Source organism: Gemmobacter fulvus (assembly GCF_018798885.1).
GTDB classification, from domain to species: Bacteria; Pseudomonadota; Alphaproteobacteria; order Rhodobacterales; family Rhodobacteraceae; genus Gemmobacter; species Gemmobacter fulvus.
On the sequence record NZ_CP076361.1, the window covers coordinates 1,567,144 to 1,582,500 of the forward strand.

Here is a 15,357-nt window from a genome sequence, read left to right on the forward strand (position 1 = left end):
CATGAACATTCAAACGCGGGGCACTCCTGCGACCGCAGACGCTTGCCCAACGCTTGCCGACGACCTGCTGCATGGTGCCGAGGCCATCGCGATCTTTGTGTTTGGCAACGTGCGCCACCGCCGCAAGGTCTATTACTACGCCAGCGACGCCAAGGTGCGGATGCCGGTGTTCAGGATCGGCAATGTCATCTGCGCCCGCAAAAGCAAGCTGATCGAGTGGATCGAGGCGCAGGAGCGTGATCTTTGATCAGCAACCCAGCCTCGGTCGCCGACCTGGCTGCACGCGTCAACAAACGCATGGCCGATCTGGCGCAGTCGCTGATGGGCGATCCCAATCCGGGCTACTCGACAAAATGCCAGCTTCGCTACGGTACCAAGGGCAGCGTGGCCATCGAGATCGCAGGGCCACGCGCTGGGCGTTGGTATGACCACGAGGCGGGCGTCGGCGGCGATGGGCTGGAGTTGATCCGGCACCACAAAGGCCTGTCCGATGCAGAGGCCCGGCGCTGGGCGCGCGACTGGATCGGCGACATTCAACAACGGCCGCCCCAAACAGCGGCTGCGGCACCGAGCACCATGGACAGCAAGAAGGCCGTGGCCGAGATCATCGCTTGTCTGGAGGGTATCGCGGCAACTCCGGCAGAGACCTACCTGCGCAACCGCGGTATCACCGTCACGCCACCCGACTGCATCCGGTTTCGTCGGTTTGCCGCAGGAAAGCATGGCGCGCTGGTGGCGCTGGCGACAGACGAGGTCGGTAAGGCCTTGGCGGTGCAACAGGTCTATCTCACCGATGACGGACAAAAGGCTCCGGTGAAGGTCGTCAAGCGAACCAACAAAGCCGTCGATGGCTGGTCGGAACGCGCCGCCGTGCGCTTGCCCGGCACCGGACCACTGATCCTGTGCGAAGGCGTCGAGAACGCTCTTTCCATCTGGCAGGCCACTGGACGGGAGACTTGGGCCTGTCTCGGTATCGCCAATATCGCGCGGGCACCCGTGCCCTCTGGCAACCTCGTCGTGATCGCAGGCGACGGCGATGCACCAGGCAGCAAGGCCCATCATCAGCGCCAGAATGCCGTCACGTTGCTTCGCGGTCGGGGCCATTGCGTTGCTGTTGCGGATCCGCCCGAGGGCTCGGATTTCAACGATGTGCTGCGCGCCAATGGAGAGCAGGCCGTCCGTGATCTGATCAATCTTTCCAATGCTTCTGAAGCCAAGGCTAGCGACTGGCACCTTGACCTTCTGACCAACCGGGAGGGCGAACCTCGTCCCATTCTTGCCAATGCGATCCTGGCCTTGCGTACAGCGCCTGAATGGAGGGGCGTGCTCTGGCATGACGAATTTGCCGCCACCACTGTCGCACGCAAACCGCCACCATGGGTCACAGGCAATGGCAAATGGCACGATACAGAGTGGTCAGACCGCGATGACCTGCTGGTCGCTGACTGGCTCCAACACCAAGGCATCCTGGTGCCTGCCTCCATCGCCGGTCAGGCGGTGGAGGCGGTTGCGCGTGACCGGCTGTGCCATCCCGTCCGGGAATATCTCGACGCGATCCGCTGGGACGGCATGAAGCGGATCGACGCCTGGCTTTCGACCTATCTCGGGGCAACGGACAGCGCGTACGCCCGCGCTGTTGGCGCACGGTGGTTGATTTCAGCAGTGGCGCGCATTTATCGCCCCGGCGCGAAAGTGGATTGTGCCCTTATCCTGGAAGGCCCGCAGGGGATCAAGAAGTCCAGCGCCCTGCAGATCATGGGCCATCCATGGTTTACCGATCGCTTGTCCGACCTCGGCAGCAAGGATGCTGCAATGGAGATGCGAAGCGTCTGGATCATCGAGATTGCCGAACTGGACACGATGACCCGCGCCGAGGTGGGCACCATCAAAGCTTTCATCAGCCGAACCACTGACCGCTTCCGCCCCCCATATGGCAAGCGATTGGTGGACCTGCCGCGCCAATGCGTGTTTGCGGGCAGCGTCAATCCAGAGGGCGGCTATCTGAAAGATGCCACCGGCGGCCGCCGGTTCTGGCCCGTTGCCTGTGGCGCCATCGACATCTCTGCCCTTGAACAGGACCGCGACCAACTTTGGGCCGAGGCCTGCCTGCGGTTTCGCGCTGGCGACCCTTGGTGGCTGGACGATCAACGCCTCGAAGCGCTGGCTGCAGAGCAGCAGGCAGACCGATACCAAGGCGATGCATGGGACGATCCGATCCGCCGCTATCTCGAACACACCGCAGGACAGCAGGATGGTGTGTCCGTCGCGGAGATCCTTGAGAAAGCACTGGGCATGGAACGGGGGCGCTGGGCGCAGGCAGATCAGAACCGCGTCGTGCGCACCCTGACCAGCATGGGCTTCCGCCAGTTCCGCGCCCGCGTCGGTGGCCACGGCGATGGCGCCCAACGCGAACGTCGGTATCGGCGCGACAGCCTCGACAAGGAGCAGGAGGGATGAATGGGGCCGGGTCTGTCAGCTTTGGGTCCGGGTTGGGTCCGGGTCTGCACTTCTCAAATTCTTCAACAAAATCAGTGCTGGGTCCGGGTGGGTCCGGGTGGTCCGGGTCTTTTGCAGAAATCTTGTCAGGATGTGATCAACGCATGCGCTACGAAAAGGTAGCGAACAGACCCGGACCCACCCGGACCACCCGGACCCACTCAACGATTCCAGCGGGTTGCAGCGCACTCAAACCCGGACCCAACCCGGACCCAAAGCTGACAGACCCGGACCCACGGTTGTCTTCGCGCGGTGACGTTGCGATGCACGAGCACGTCAACCCAGACAGTTCGGCAAGGACCGGGATAGCGATGGTTCCTTTTGGGCCGATTTGTATGCGGGGGAGCACAGCGCATGACCCCGCCAGCGTCTGGGGGCGAAATTGACTAAACTCAACGCCTCTGAAACCAAGACCGCCTTCGCCACACGGGTCGGCCTGACCAAGGGCCGCATCTCGCAGTTGGTGGCCGATGGTCTGCCCGTGCGACCCGATGGTCAGATCGATGTGGCCGAGGGGCTGGCGTGGATCGAGGACAATCTCGATCCGTCGCGTCGCAACAAGGGTGGTGCTTTCGCCGCCCCTGCATCGCCAGCCCGGGTCTCGACCACGCTGGCCGAGGCCAAACGCCTGCATGAAATCGTCAAGGTCCAGCGTGCCAAGCTGGCATTTGAACGCGAACAGGGTCAGCTGATCGAAACCGTCGCGGCTACCCGCACGGTATTCGCCCGCGCCCGCGCCGAACGCGACGCCCATATGGCCTGGGTCCAACGCACAGCACCGCTCTTGGCCGCCGAGGTCGGGGCCGATCCGCGTGCCACCTTTGCCGCCCTTGACCGGATGATGCGCGAGCATCTGGAATACCTGGCCGACATGCCGTTGGGGAGCTTTGGCGATGGTGCCTGAAATTGATCTCGCCTGGCGGCGCGGCATCCGCCCCGAGCCGCCGATCCCCGTGTCGGACTGGGCCGACCGCCACCGCATCCTGCCGCCCACATCGGCGGAACCGGGGCGCTGGCGCACCGACCGCACACCCTATCTGCGCGCGGTGATGGACGCCCTGTCCACCTCCAGTCCCTATGAACGTGTTGTGCTGATGAAGGGTGCGCAAACAGGTGGGTCGGAGGCCGGGCTGAACTGGCTGGGTTACATCATCCAGAACGCACCAGGCATCGCGATGCTGGTCATGCCGTCGCTCGACATGGTGCGGCGCAACACCACCGTCCGGATCGATCCCCTGATCGAAGCCACCCCTGCCCTGCGCGACCTGGTATCAGCCCCGAGGTCGCGTGATGCCGGGAACAGCCTGTTCCGCAAGTCCTTCCCCGGCGGCCAGCTGGTGATGACCGGCGCGAACAGCGCCGTCGGCCTGCGGTCCACCCCAGTTCGATACCTGTTCCTGGACGAGGTAGACGGCTATCCGGGCGATGCCGATGGCGAGGGCGATCCCGTCGATCTGGCGATCCAGCGCACCACGACGTTTCGCGGGCGGCGCAAGATCTACATGGTCTCCACGCCCACCCTGAAAGGCCATTCCCGCATCGAGGCGGCCTATCTCGACAGCGACCAGCGATATTTCCATGTCCCTTGCCAGCACTGCGGCGACATGGCCCCGATCACATGGGCGCGCATCCGCTGGCCCGAAGGGCAGCGCGACGCCGCCTATCTGGTCTGTGAAATCTGTGGCGGCGTTCATCACGAACATGAAAAGCCGCGCATGATGTCTGCCGGTCAATGGCGCCCCTCAGCGCTGGGCGATGGCCGCACGGCAGGGTTCCATCTGTCATCGCTCTATTCGCCATGGGAAACTTGGGCCGAGATCGCGCAGGAACATGCGCGCGTCGCCAAGGATCCCGCGCGTCTGCAGGTTTGGGTCAATACCAAGCTGGGCGAGTCCTGGGAGGACCAGGCGGGCGACACCGTTCCCGCCGACCCCCTCATGGCGCGTCGCGAGGACTGGGGCAGCGACCTCGCCCCAGGCGTTGCCGTGATGACGGCGGGCGTAGACGTGCAGGGCGACCGCCTTGAAGTGCAGGTCGTTGGTTGGGGCCGTGACGAGGAAGCGTGGGTGATCGACTACCGCGTCCTATGGGGCGACCCGTCAGGGCCGCGCCTCTGGTCCGACCTGGATGGCGTTCTGAACGGCACCTATGGCGCCCTGCCCGTGCGCGCCGTCGCCGTGGATACCGGCGGCCATCATACCAAGATGGCCTATGAGTTCTGCCGCACCCGCCTTGCCCGCCGCATTTGGGCAATCAAGGGACGCGGCGGCCCTGGCATCCCGGTCTGGCCGCGCCGTCCCACCCGCAGCAACAAGGCAAAGATCCCGCTCTTCATCGTCGGCGTCGATGCCGTAAAGGATGCCGTCTACGCCCGGCTGAAGTTGACCGAACCCGGCCCCGGCGCCATCCACTTCCCGCGCCGCCTCGACGCCGACTACTTCCGCCAGCTGACCGCCGAACGCGTCGTCACCCGCTTCGAGAAGGGCCGCCCCATCCGCTCGTGGCAGCCCAAGCGCGACGGCGAACGCAACGAGGCGCTGGACACCTTCGTCTACGCCCACGCCGCCCTGCACGGGCTGATCAGCATGGGGATGCGATTGAACGAGGAGGCGGAAAGCGTGGCGGGACGCGCCGCGGCGGTGGAGCCTGTTCCAGGCAAGGTGATCCGGTCAGCGTGGATGGCGTAGATCAACGGCCATGACACTTCTTGTACTTTGCACCACTACCGCAGGGACACGGATCGTTCCGCCCCGGCTTTTGGGCCTTCGCAGCGGGGGCGAGTTTCTTCGAGTCGTTTAAATTCACCATTCGTGTGGGTTGGGCCATTCGCGCCGCGTCCTCGTAGATGTGGGAGTTATCTGCCGTTCGGGCCGATGGCTTGCGGGCCGCGAAAGCATGAGCTCCGACGAAGGCTCCTTCGGCATTAACTTCTGCCACAACTCCGATGACATTGGACGCTCTAACGGCCAATGCTGCTGCGCTGGCCTTGTCATTCACTGATGTCCAGTCAATTTTCTGGTCATGTCTTTGCAGCCAGACGAAGAGCGGCTCATCGTCACCGGCCAGAGTAAAGTAACGAGCGGGATGCTGCTTCAGGGACTGACGTAGGTCTGTCAGCACCTTGGCCAGATTCGTCCGGCCTTCCTCGCCCAGATTACGGATATGGCTCTCCGCAGAAAGCCATCCGCGTGTGCGGGTGGCATCAATCGCTACAAGCAGCTTCAGCACCTCCGCCGGGAACTCCTGTGACGGAAACGGTTTGCTTTCCCAATCTTCACCCTCGAAGCTCTTGTCGACGATGTCGCTCATGCCATCCCAGATGAGCATGCTCGCCTTGCCGCCCCTCAACTGATCGGCAATGTCGTGATCGAAGCGGTTTTTCGTCAGGTACGCACCTAAGTGGTCGAATTCGTCGAAGAGATGAGCGTGACGTATCCCTGCCACTGCCTGTCGAACCTCCATGTAGTGCGCAAACGAACCAGGGGTGGACAGGAACCGCTTCAGAACGAACAAGTCGTCAATCGATATCGACATAAATGCATGCTTCCCAAGGAGCGGCTTAATCTGCGGCAGTTCCTTGCAATATGTCGAAAAGGGAGAGAATGACTCAACTGTCAGCCCGATTGGCATCATCATGCGGTATTCTGAGCGGCGAACACGACCGCATTCTTTATATTTTCCGCCGACGCGGTGATAAAGCGGCACTTCTTCCGCAGAGTTCAGATAGTTGAAGAAGCGCTCGCACTGGTTATACGCCTTGACCACCAAATCTTGCACTGATTGGGCGTGGCGACCGAAGTCAAGCGCTGGCGATGCAATAGTGGCAGCTGCTCCGGCCTTGGCTTCAACTAGGAAAAGAACATCGTCGATCAGGATAAGCGTGTCGTTTTCGGACCACTGCTTGGTAGCAGGATCTTTGTAGTAGACCTCTTGGTAAACCGTGGCACCGGGAAGTTGGTCCGAAAGGATATCGGCGAAGGCAGACTCGCTCATCGACTTCTGCCGCTCTTCAAAGGTTTTCTTGTAGTCAGGCTTTCGCTGGAGAAGGTTGTAAAGAAGCGCACGATAGCCAGCATCGCGCGTGAAGCATGGGTCGATGGCATAGTAGTCCGATCCTAGCTGGATCAGGGGTTTTTTTCGAGCAGGCAGCGTCCGGTATGGTGTTCCCGCGAAGTCGCCGGCCGCGAAGAACTCGGTTTCTTCTCCGCGTCGGTATGCTAGGTCTGCCAGCAACTCCGGCGGCAGCGTTGTATGACGACTAACATTGGCGGTCCCGCCCCTGAACATGTCATCGAAGGCCAACCCAGCAGCTTTCGATTTTTCCGCATTGGCCGCAACCCAAGTCTCCATCACGTCTTCTAGTGGCTTGTCGCATGTGGCGGCAAATGCTTGAGCCGCCTCAAACTGCCTCATTATCTCGCCAATAGCATCGGCGTGACCAGAACGCGATGCGTTCGCCATGGCCTGGAACCCTTCGGCGATGTCAGCAGCGCCGTATCCGTACACTTCTCTCAAAACGTCATCATGCGGGGCAAGAACGTAGCTGTAAAACTCTCCTTCCAAAACTTGGTAGCGGTTTCCACGGAGTAAGACCCAATTGGATTTGGCACGAAATTCAATGTCAGCCGTGTCAGGGCCAAATAGTCCACTCTTGGTATCCGCCGATGAAGCCATAGCGTAGAACATGGCCTGTTCACGCAGTTTGCGACTGAGTTCAAACAGCTCCGCACACTGTGCTTCGTCGAATGTCAATTCCTCGGGACTGACATCTGACGCGAGAACCGCGTGCACGTACTCCAGCAGGAACTGGTTTTGGTCGATCAAGTCATCTGGGCCATCCGCTTCGCGTTGCTCCTCGGTGGCACTTTGGCCCGCCATCGCTTTCAGAATGTACTGGGCATAGATGTAGCCAAGCAGATCATGCGGAGGCATGGCGACGATCAGTTTGCGCATCCGGGCTGCCGTGGCTTCCATGTCTTTCAACAAGGAAGCCGCAAGCTCTTTCCGTTTTTTCTCATCCATCAATTTCTTTGCCAGGCATTTCCCATGCCCCAATACACCTTGATGAATGGGTCTTGTCCAGCCAACGCGTCACCTCCTAACGAAATGAATGTACTTTGGCATTCTGGCCGCACTAAGGGGCTTCACGCCTATCACAACCCATAGATTGACCGACATTCATCCAAAAACAGTTGAGTCCGTTTTTCAGCATGCGCGGGGCACATAGGCTGCCCTCACCAATTAGTGGTTTCCCAAACATTCCCAATGGCTTGCCTCGCTCCCGCCATGCGAGTGTTCCAAAATGCGCAACCTGCTGAACCGTTTATTCTCCCGCTCCGGCATGCGCAGCTTTGACGCTGCGGGTGGTGGTCGGCGTTGGGAGGGGGCGCGGACGGTCGATGGGCTGAACACGGCGATCCTGGCGGGCGCGACGACGGCGGCGCGGCGGGCCGGATGGTATGCCCGCAACAACCCGTGGGTGGCGGCGGCGGTGGACAGCCTGGTGGGCAATGTCGTCGGCGCAGGCATCAAACCGCAGTCCACCCATCCTGACCGGGCGGTGCGCGAGCGACTGCAGGTGCTGTGGCTTCGTTGGACCGATCAAGCCGATCCCGGTGGGCTGGCGGACTTCTATGGGCTGCAGGCCATGGCCGTGCGCGCGATGGTCGAGGGCGGCGAGAGTTTTGCCCGGCTGCGTGTGGTGTCCGATGCCTCTGCCGTTCCCCTGCACATCGACCTGTTGGACCGGGACCAGGTGCCGCTCGATCTGCACCGCGATATCGGTGGCGGCGCGCGCATCAGGGCCGGGATCGAGTTCAACGGCGCTGGGCAGCGCACCGCCTACTGGATGATGCGGGACCGGCCCGGCGATCCGCTGACCTCCCTTCGGCTGGAACCGCTGCGCTTGCCTGCCACGGATTGCCTGCATCTGTTCAAGCCTCTGGCCGCTGGCCAGTTGCGCGGGATCACATGGCTTGCCCCTGTACTGCTGCGGTTGCACGAGTTGGACCAGTTCGAGGATGCTGCACTGGTGAAAGCCAAGGTTGCGGCGCTGTTCACCGGCTTCATTACCGATCCGGATGGCTCGGCTGGCGGCCTGACCGGCACCAACTCGGGCGGCGCGCTGACCGTGGGCATGGAACCCGGCAGCCTGATCCCCCTGCCGCCTGGCACCGACATCCGGTTTTCCAACCCGACCGAGAGTGACGCCTACGGCCCTTTCGTCAAGAACCACCTCCGCGCCGTGGCCGCTGGCATGGGCCTGCCCTACGAACTGGTCTCGGGCGATCTAGAGGGTGTGACCTATTCCTCGATCCGCGCTGGGCTGATCGAGTTCCGCCGCCGCGTCGAGCAGTTGCAGCACAATGTCGTGGTACATCTGTTCTGCCGCCCGGTCTGGGACCGCTTCGTGCGACTGGCGGTGCTGTCGGGCGATCTGCCCGCCCGGGACTTCGACCGCGATCCTGCGGCGTATCTGGGCTGCGAGTGGCTGCCGCCGAAGTTCGACTACGTCGATCCCAAGAAGGACGTCGAGGCCGAAATCCTTGCCATCAACGCCGGGCTGAAGAGCAGGACGCAGGCGATTTCCGAACGGGGCTATGACGCCGAACAGGTCGATGCCGAGATTGCCGCCGACAAGGCGCGGACCGATGGGCTGGGCCTGAGCTTCGAGCCAAAGACTGCCGCCAAGGAGGACAGCCCCGATGAATGACACCGTCACCTTGCTGACCCGCCGCGCGGACCTGGCTCCGTCCAGCGCCAACCGCGATGATCGCACCGTCGAGGTGATCTGGTCCACCGGCGCGCCTGTGCGCCGCCGCGATATGGCTGGCCAATATGTCGAACGCCTCAGCCTTGCGCCGGAAGCGGTGGACCTGTCGCGCCTGCAAGGGGCCAGTGTGTTGGATGCCCACCGGCAATCCGCTGTCCGCGATGTGCTTGGCAGCGTGCAGTCTGCTGCCGTCGATGGCCAGCGCGGCACGGCGCTGATCCGCTTCTCGTCGCGCCCGGAGGTGGAACCGCTCTGGCAGGACGTGTTGTCCGGGATACTGCGGCACGTATCGGTTGGCTATTCGGTCGAGGAGTGGGCCGAGGCCACCGAGAACGGCGCACGGGTGCTGACCGCCGTACGCTGGACGCCGCACGAGATTTCCCTTGTCCCCACCCCGGCTGACCCGGGTGCCCACATTCGCATGGAGACCAACATGACCGAAACGACAATCACGCCTGCCCCGCCCGAGGCGCAAACCCGCGCCACGATCAACACGGAAATCCGCTCCATCGCCCGCATCGCCGGGCTGGACCAGTCCTGGATCGACGGCCAGATTGACGCCACTGCCGATGCTGACACCGCCCGCCGTGCGGCCTTCGAGGCGCTGGCGACCCGCAGCGCGCCAACAATCCGCACGGAACAGGTCCGCGTCGAGATGGGCGACAGCCAGGACGATCCTGCCCTGCGCGCACGCCAGATGGGTGAAGCCCTCTATGCACGCATCAACCCACGCCACGAACTTAGCGAACCGGCCCGCCGCTACGCCTATGCCACGCCCGTGGACATGGCCAAGGAACTGCTGACCCTGCGCAGCGAGTCCACGATGGCCCTGTCACCCGCCAGCCTGGTCACCCGCGCCCTGCACACGACGTCCGATTTCCCGATCATCCTCGGCAACACCGTGGGCCGCGTGCTGCGCGATGCCTACCAGGCCGCCCCATCCGGCATCCGTCGCCTAGGCCGCCAGACCTCGGCGCGGGACTTCCGGTCGGTGAACAAGATCATGCTGGGCGAGGCACCGCTGCTGGAAAAGCTGAACGAGCATGGCGAGATCAAGGCCGGGACGATGGCCGAGGCGCGCGAAGCCTACAAGATCGAGACTTGGGCCAAGAAGGTCGGGATCACTCGGCAGGTTTTGGTGAACGATGACCTCGGAGCCTTCTCGGACCTTGCCCGCCGCATGGGCCAGGGGGCCGCCGAGACCGAGGCGCGGATCCTCGTCACCCTGCTGGAAGCCAACAGCGGCAATGGCCCGACTCTATCGGACACCAAAGCGCTGTTTCATGTCGATCACGGCAACAAGGCTGGTGCTGGCGCGGTGATTTCCGATGCCACCCTGTCTGCAGCCCGGCTGGCGCTGCGCACACAGAAGGGGATCGATGGGCGCATCATCCGGGTGACGCCGAAGAACCTGCTGGTCCCGCCCGCGCTGGAAACCGTCGCCGAGAAGTGGCTGGCGACCATCGCACCCGCCACAGCAGCCGATGTGAACCCCTTCTCGGGGGCGATGTCGCTGGTGGTCGAACCCCGCCTTTCCAGTGCCACGCGCTGGTATGTGACGGCAGACCCGGGTGAGATCGACGGCCTTGAGTTTGCCTACCTGTCGGGCAACGAGGGGCCCCAGGTGGAAAGCCGGTCGGGCTGGGACGTGGACGGCGTGGAAATCAGGGTGATCCTGGACTTCGGCGCAGGCTTCATCGACCACCGCGGCTGGTTTCAGAACGCAGGCGCGTAATGGCCGACCTCGCCCAACTCACCGCCTGGCGCGATGCTCTAATGGCGGCCCGCTACCAGGGCATCCGCACCGTCGAATACGACGGCAAGCGGGTCACCTATGCGACCGACGCAGAAATGGCGGCCGCGCTGGGCGACCTCAACCGGCAAATCACCGGCACCACGGCACGCATCGCCGTGGTCCGCATCCAATCCTCGAAAGGGCTTTGACCATGAAGAACCATATTCAGAAAGGTGACGTCATCACCGTACCCGCTTCCGCAGGCGGCATCGCCTCTGGCGAGGGGGCGATCATCGGCAACATCTTCGGGATCGCCGCCTACTCTGCCGCCGTGGGCGAACCAGTCGAACTGGCCACCACTGGCGTTTATCAGCTGCCGAAAGCCACGGCTGCGGTTCTGACGGTCGGCGCACGCGTGGCGTGGGACAACACGGCCAAGAACATCAACGTGCCGGGCACTGGACGCTTCCCCGTGGGCGTTGCGACAGAGGCCGCCGGGAACGGCATCACCAGCGTCGCCGTGCGGCTGGATGGCGTGGGGACCGTGGCTGACTGACGAGTAACTTGCTCTCCGTCACTGCAAGCTGCACCCATTTTGCAATTGGTTTTTCGTCGGCACGCAGTCAGACTAGGTCCGATAAAGCGGTCGGCGGGGCGCGACTGATGACGGAGGGGCCGCATTTGGTACGTATTGTGTTCTGTGGCATTGGCTGGATGAGTCGATATCGAGGCTTGGCGGGCCAACCGGACAAAATAGTCGGCGGTGGTCGCTATGTTCGAGAGAACGAGACCGGCCACGAAGTCTGCAACTTCCTGCGTTGTGATGACGGCAACGTCTATGGCCACGTTGAGACGATCCGCGGCGAATTGGATCGTCAAATCCACGTCGAGAAATGGGGTGGCATCGCCGGGTCGTTGACCGGTGTCGACATCGTATGGATGGCCACACATCCGCAAGACGGAGGTCGGCGTGTGGTTGGCTGGTATAAAGATGCCACGATTTTTCGTGAACGACAGACCTTCGAACGCCCACCTTCCAAGCAACATCGCATCGACCACATAGACACCTACCGCACGATTGCGCTGTCAGGAAATGCCCATCTTCTCGACATTGACGAAAGAACGCTGGCCATGCCGCGTGGTCCTGGCTGGATGGGCCAAACGCAATGGTGGTCGCCACCTGATGACGCGGGCGGTCAGGTCCAAGATTTCATAGAGGAGGTTCGACATCTCCTCCTGACTCGTGCGGGCGCAAAGAAGACCGGACATGGGGATGGGGGCAGCGCCGACGCTGGCATCAAGAATAGCCCAGACACCGCCAGCGATCCGTACACACGCTACATCAAGGAAAACGAAATTCAGGTCAGTCCTCGGCACAATCAGCTGCAAGCGCAGTTTCAGGCTTTTCTTGCGACCACCGATGCGCAGGCGGTACGGGCCAATCTCGAAAGTGTGGATATTCGGTATCAGGATCCGAAACGAGGAACCGTGCTCGTAGAGTTGAAGCCATGTGACACGACGAACGTCCGCTATGCGATCCGAACAGCGATGGGACAGCTGCTCGACTATCGGCAGAGATCGAAAGGGGAAGCGGCATTGTTGATTGTGGCCGAGACGAAGCCCAACGAAGACGATCACGATCTCGCCCGCTCAAATGGCTTCGGGTTGGCCTATCCATCTGAAGGCACCTTCAACCTCATCTGGCCTTAATCGTGTGCGGTGTTTTCAGGGACGTGGACAATGAGGAGCTCGAATGAAGATCGTCGCGCTGACATCGGGCGATTTTTTGCTGGAGGAAAGGGCAGCAGCGACTGGCTTCTCATTCCCGCTCCTCGCCCTCGCGGAACGCCATGTCGGTGATCTCACGGAGGCAGGCGCGGTAGTGGTCCAGCGTTCCGACATGGCCCCAATTCAGCTCCTCGAAGCTGGATCCGAAATAGTCGGCGCTATGCGCCACCAGCCGCGCCAGCATCGCGTCAATCTCGTTCTTGGCGGCGAGGAAGGCGTCCAGGGCGGTGTCATTGGTCTTGGGCATGATGGTCCCCGAGTTGGTTACGAGGACATGACGGCTCTGGTTTGCCCGTTGGTAATGGTCAATCGAACACGGAACGTCCCGCGAGCATCCGGCATTTCTGTGTCGCATGGGTGTTGCACGGAAGAAATCGGAACTGTTGTAAGCCTTTGGAATCACGAAGAAACGTGTTGCTCTGCGTTGCAACGCAAAAAGCGCCCCGTGGAGCGCTCTGTCTTGGCCTAAGCCTTTGATATCTTGTTATATTTTTTGGTTGCGGGGACAGGATTTGAACCTGTGACCTTCAGGTTATGAGCCTGACGAGCTACCGGGCTGCTCCACCCCGCGTCCGTATCCCGAGGGCTTAGTGCTGCGATCGGGGATTTTTGTCATCGTTTTGAGAGGTTTGGGTTCTTGCTAGGTTTGGCGGTGACCTACTCTCCCACGTCTTAAGACGCAGTACCATTGGCGCGGCAGCACTTAACGGCCGAGTTCGGGAAGGGATCGGGTGTATTGCTTGCGCTATGACCACCAAACCGAGAAAGAACCCGCGCTGGATTTTCCAGCGCGTTACAACATCGTTTTGTTCCAAGTCTGTGTGCTTTTGACATGTCTCAGTAATCAGCCTTGCTGTTACTGGATCAAATCAAGCCTATCGGGCAATTAGTACCAGTCAGCTGAATGCATTGCTGCACTTACACCTCTGGCCTATCGACGTGGTGGTCTTCCACGGCCCTCAGGGAGACCTTGTTTTGAAGGGGGCTTCCCGCTTAGATGCCTTCAGCGGTTATCCTGTCCGAACATAGCTACCCAGCACTACCGTTGGCACGATAACTGGTCCACCAGTGGTTCGTTCACCCCGGTCCTCTCGTACTAGGGGCAACTCTTCTCAAGTCTCCTACACCCACGGCAGATAGGGACCGAACTGTCTCACGACGTTCTAAACCCAGCTCACGTACCTCTTTAAATGGCGAACAGCCATACCCTTGGGACCTGCTCCAGCCCCAGGATGAGATGAGCCGACATCGAGGTGCCAAACGATGCCGTCGATATGGACTCTTGGGCATCATCAGCCTGTTATCCCCAGCGTACCTTTTATCCGTTGAGCGATGGCCCTCCCACTTGGGACCACCGGATCACTATGACCGACTTTCGTCTCTGCTCGACTTGTCAGTCTTGCAGTCAGGCAGGCTTCTGCCATTGCACTCAACGACCGATTTCCGACCGGTCTGAGCCTACCTTCGCGCGCCTCCGTTACTGTTTGGGAGGCGACCGCCCCAGTCAAACTCCCCACCACGCAGGGTCCCGGATCCGGATAACGGACCGCGGTTAGATATCAAGAGTGCGAAGGGTGGTATCTCAAGGGAGGCTCCACGGGAACTGGCGTCCCCGCTTCGATGCCTACCACCTATCCTGCACATCACAATCCTGATACCAGTGCGAAGCTGGAGTAAAGGTGCATGGGGTCTTTCCGTCTAACCGCGGGAAGTGTGCATCTTGACACACAGTTCAATTTCGCTGAGTCCACATCAGAGACAGCGGGGAGATCGTTACGCCATTCGTGCAGGTCGGAACTTACCCGACAAGGAATTTCGCTACCTTAGGACCGTTATAGTTACGGCCGCCGTTTACTGGGGCTTCAATTCAGAGCTTGCACCCCTCCTTTTAACCTTCCAGCACCGGGCAGGCGTCAGACTGTATACGTCGCCTTACGGCTTCGCACAGCCCTGTGTTTTAAGTAAACAGTCGCCACCCCCTAGTTTGTGCCCCCCACCCATAGTTGCCTACAGATGGGGCCTCCTTCTCGCGAACTTACGGAGGCATTTTGCCGAGTTCCTTTGATGTGGTTCTCTCAAGCGCCTTGGTATACTCTACCAGTCCACCTGTGTCGGTTTAGGGTACGGTCTGATGAAGGGCTATTTCCAGGAACCTCTGAACGGCCCACCCAATCCGATAAGGGCAGACAATCTTTGAGATCCGTCACATCCTTCTGGCCCACGAATATTAACGTGGTTCCCATCGACTACGCCTTTCGGCCTCGCCTTAGGGGCCGGCTTACCCTGCTCAGATTAGCTTTAAGCAGGAACCCTTGGACTTACGGCGACAGGGTCTCTCACCCTGTTTGTCGCTACTCATGTCAACATTCTCGCTTCTGATCTCTCCACCGGATGCCTTACAGCCCGGCTTCACAGAAAGCACATTGCCTCCGTTATTCCCGAAGGAACAAAAGAGGCAGCGTCCTATATCACAGAACGCTCCGCTACCACGCATATTGCTATGCATCCTGAGCTTCGGCTCGTGGCTTGAGCCCCGTTACATCTTCGCCGCAGGACAGCTTATCTA

At 61.2% G+C, this 15,357-nt stretch carries 11 protein-coding genes, 1 tRNA gene and 2 rRNA genes (1 of these 14 only partly in view); 9 read left to right on the forward strand and 5 right to left on the reverse strand.

Translation table 11 applies throughout. The annotated features are described in order from the left end of the window. Position 1: 1 nt before the first annotated feature. The 4 genes from KM031_RS07765 to KM031_RS07780 all read left to right on the forward strand — a co-directional run bounded on the left by KM031_RS07765 (position 2) and on the right by KM031_RS07780 (position 5,183). On the forward strand, positions 2–247 hold the full coding sequence (locus KM031_RS07765; RefSeq protein ID WP_050525695.1) for a hypothetical protein: 246 nt from the start codon (positions 2–4) through the stop codon (positions 245–247). Beyond that, positions 244–2,457 (forward strand): virulence-associated E family protein, encoded by a 2,214-nt coding sequence (locus tag KM031_RS07770; RefSeq protein ID WP_215507853.1) that lies wholly within the window; start codon positions 244–246, stop codon positions 2,455–2,457. The genes KM031_RS07765 and KM031_RS07770 overlap by 4 nt, the downstream gene beginning before the upstream one ends. Before the next feature lie 421 nt (positions 2,458–2,878). Continuing rightward, positions 2,879–3,400 carry a hypothetical protein gene (locus tag KM031_RS07775; protein ID WP_215507855.1) on the forward strand — a complete coding sequence of 174 codons (522 nt, stop codon included), beginning with the start codon at positions 2,879–2,881 and terminating at the stop codon, positions 3,398–3,400. Further along, on the forward strand, positions 3,390–5,183 hold the full coding sequence (locus KM031_RS07780) for a phage terminase large subunit family protein (protein ID WP_215507857.1): 1,794 nt from the start codon (positions 3,390–3,392) through the stop codon (positions 5,181–5,183). The genes KM031_RS07775 and KM031_RS07780 overlap by 11 nt, the downstream gene beginning before the upstream one ends. Position 5,184: 1 nt before the next feature. Here KM031_RS07780 and KM031_RS07785 read toward each other — a convergent pair whose 3' ends face one another. Beyond that, positions 5,185–7,518 (reverse strand): YecA family protein, encoded by a 2,334-nt coding sequence (locus KM031_RS07785; RefSeq protein WP_215507859.1) that lies wholly within the window; start codon positions 7,516–7,518, stop codon positions 5,185–5,187. 280 nt (positions 7,519–7,798) lie between these two features. Here KM031_RS07785 and KM031_RS07790 point away from each other — a divergent pair, with 280 nt between their 5' ends. The 5 genes from KM031_RS07790 (at position 7,799) to KM031_RS07810 (ending at position 12,713) form a co-directional block, all read left to right on the forward strand. Continuing rightward, a complete protein-coding gene (locus KM031_RS07790) occupies positions 7,799–9,208 on the forward strand; it encodes a phage portal protein (RefSeq protein WP_246567455.1) in 1,410 nt (469 codons plus the stop codon). Continuing rightward, positions 9,201–11,003 carry a prohead protease/major capsid protein fusion protein gene (locus KM031_RS07795; RefSeq protein WP_215507867.1) on the forward strand — a complete coding sequence of 601 codons (1,803 nt, stop codon included), beginning with the start codon at positions 9,201–9,203 and terminating at the stop codon, positions 11,001–11,003. The genes KM031_RS07790 and KM031_RS07795 overlap by 8 nt, the downstream gene beginning before the upstream one ends. Then, the gene (locus KM031_RS07800; RefSeq protein ID WP_104493564.1) at positions 11,003–11,212 is read left to right on the forward strand and encodes a phage head-tail joining protein; all 210 of its coding nucleotides are present in this window, start codon (positions 11,003–11,005) and stop codon (positions 11,210–11,212) included. The genes KM031_RS07795 and KM031_RS07800 overlap by 1 nt, the downstream gene beginning before the upstream one ends. 2 nt (positions 11,213–11,214) lie before the next feature. Continuing rightward, entirely contained in the window at positions 11,215–11,559 is a 345-nt protein-coding gene (locus KM031_RS07805) for a DUF2190 family protein (protein WP_215507869.1), read from the forward strand. A gap of 107 nt (positions 11,560–11,666) precedes the next feature. After that, positions 11,667–12,713, forward strand: coding sequence for a hypothetical protein (locus KM031_RS07810; RefSeq protein WP_260692128.1), 1,047 nt, complete (start codon positions 11,667–11,669; stop codon positions 12,711–12,713). A 109-nt stretch (positions 12,714–12,822) separates the two neighbouring features. Here the strand turns inward: KM031_RS07810 and KM031_RS07815 are convergent, their stop codons facing one another. The 4 genes from KM031_RS07815 to KM031_RS07830 form a co-directional block, all read right to left on the reverse strand. After that, entirely contained in the window at positions 12,823–13,038 is a 216-nt protein-coding gene (locus KM031_RS07815; RefSeq protein WP_215507873.1) for a hypothetical protein, read from the reverse strand. A 247-nt stretch (positions 13,039–13,285) separates the two neighbouring features. Next, positions 13,286–13,362: transfer RNA gene (locus KM031_RS07820), tRNA-Met, on the reverse strand. A gap of 73 nt (positions 13,363–13,435) precedes the next feature. Further along, a 5S ribosomal RNA gene (rrf, locus tag KM031_RS07825) occupies positions 13,436–13,550 on the reverse strand. Positions 13,551–13,656: 106 nt separating this feature from the next. Further along, positions 13,657–15,357 (reverse strand): 23S ribosomal RNA (locus tag KM031_RS07830) (it continues 1,143 nt past the right edge of the window).

Bases quoted from the DNA above. Each gene is read 5' to 3' on its own strand.
- KM031_RS07765 (WP_050525695.1), top strand. From the start codon at position 2: ATGAACATTCAAACGCGGGGCACTCCTGCGACCGCAGACGCTTGCCCA.
- KM031_RS07780 (WP_215507857.1), top strand. From the start codon at position 3,390: ATGGTGCCTGAAATTGATCTCGCCTGGCGGCGCGGCATCCGCCCCGAG.
- KM031_RS07785 (WP_215507859.1), bottom strand. From the start codon at position 7,518: ATGGATGAGAAAAAACGGAAAGAGCTTGCGGCTTCCTTGTTGAAAGAC.
- KM031_RS07790 (WP_246567455.1), top strand. From the start codon at position 7,799: ATGCGCAACCTGCTGAACCGTTTATTCTCCCGCTCCGGCATGCGCAGC.
- KM031_RS07795 (WP_215507867.1), top strand. From the start codon at position 9,201: ATGAATGACACCGTCACCTTGCTGACCCGCCGCGCGGACCTGGCTCCG.
- KM031_RS07800 (WP_104493564.1), top strand. From the start codon at position 11,003: ATGGCCGACCTCGCCCAACTCACCGCCTGGCGCGATGCTCTAATGGCG.
- KM031_RS07805 (WP_215507869.1), top strand. From the start codon at position 11,215: ATGAAGAACCATATTCAGAAAGGTGACGTCATCACCGTACCCGCTTCC.
- KM031_RS07810 (WP_260692128.1), top strand. From the start codon at position 11,667: ATGACGGAGGGGCCGCATTTGGTACGTATTGTGTTCTGTGGCATTGGC.
- KM031_RS07815 (WP_215507873.1), bottom strand. From the start codon at position 13,038: ATGCCCAAGACCAATGACACCGCCCTGGACGCCTTCCTCGCCGCCAAG.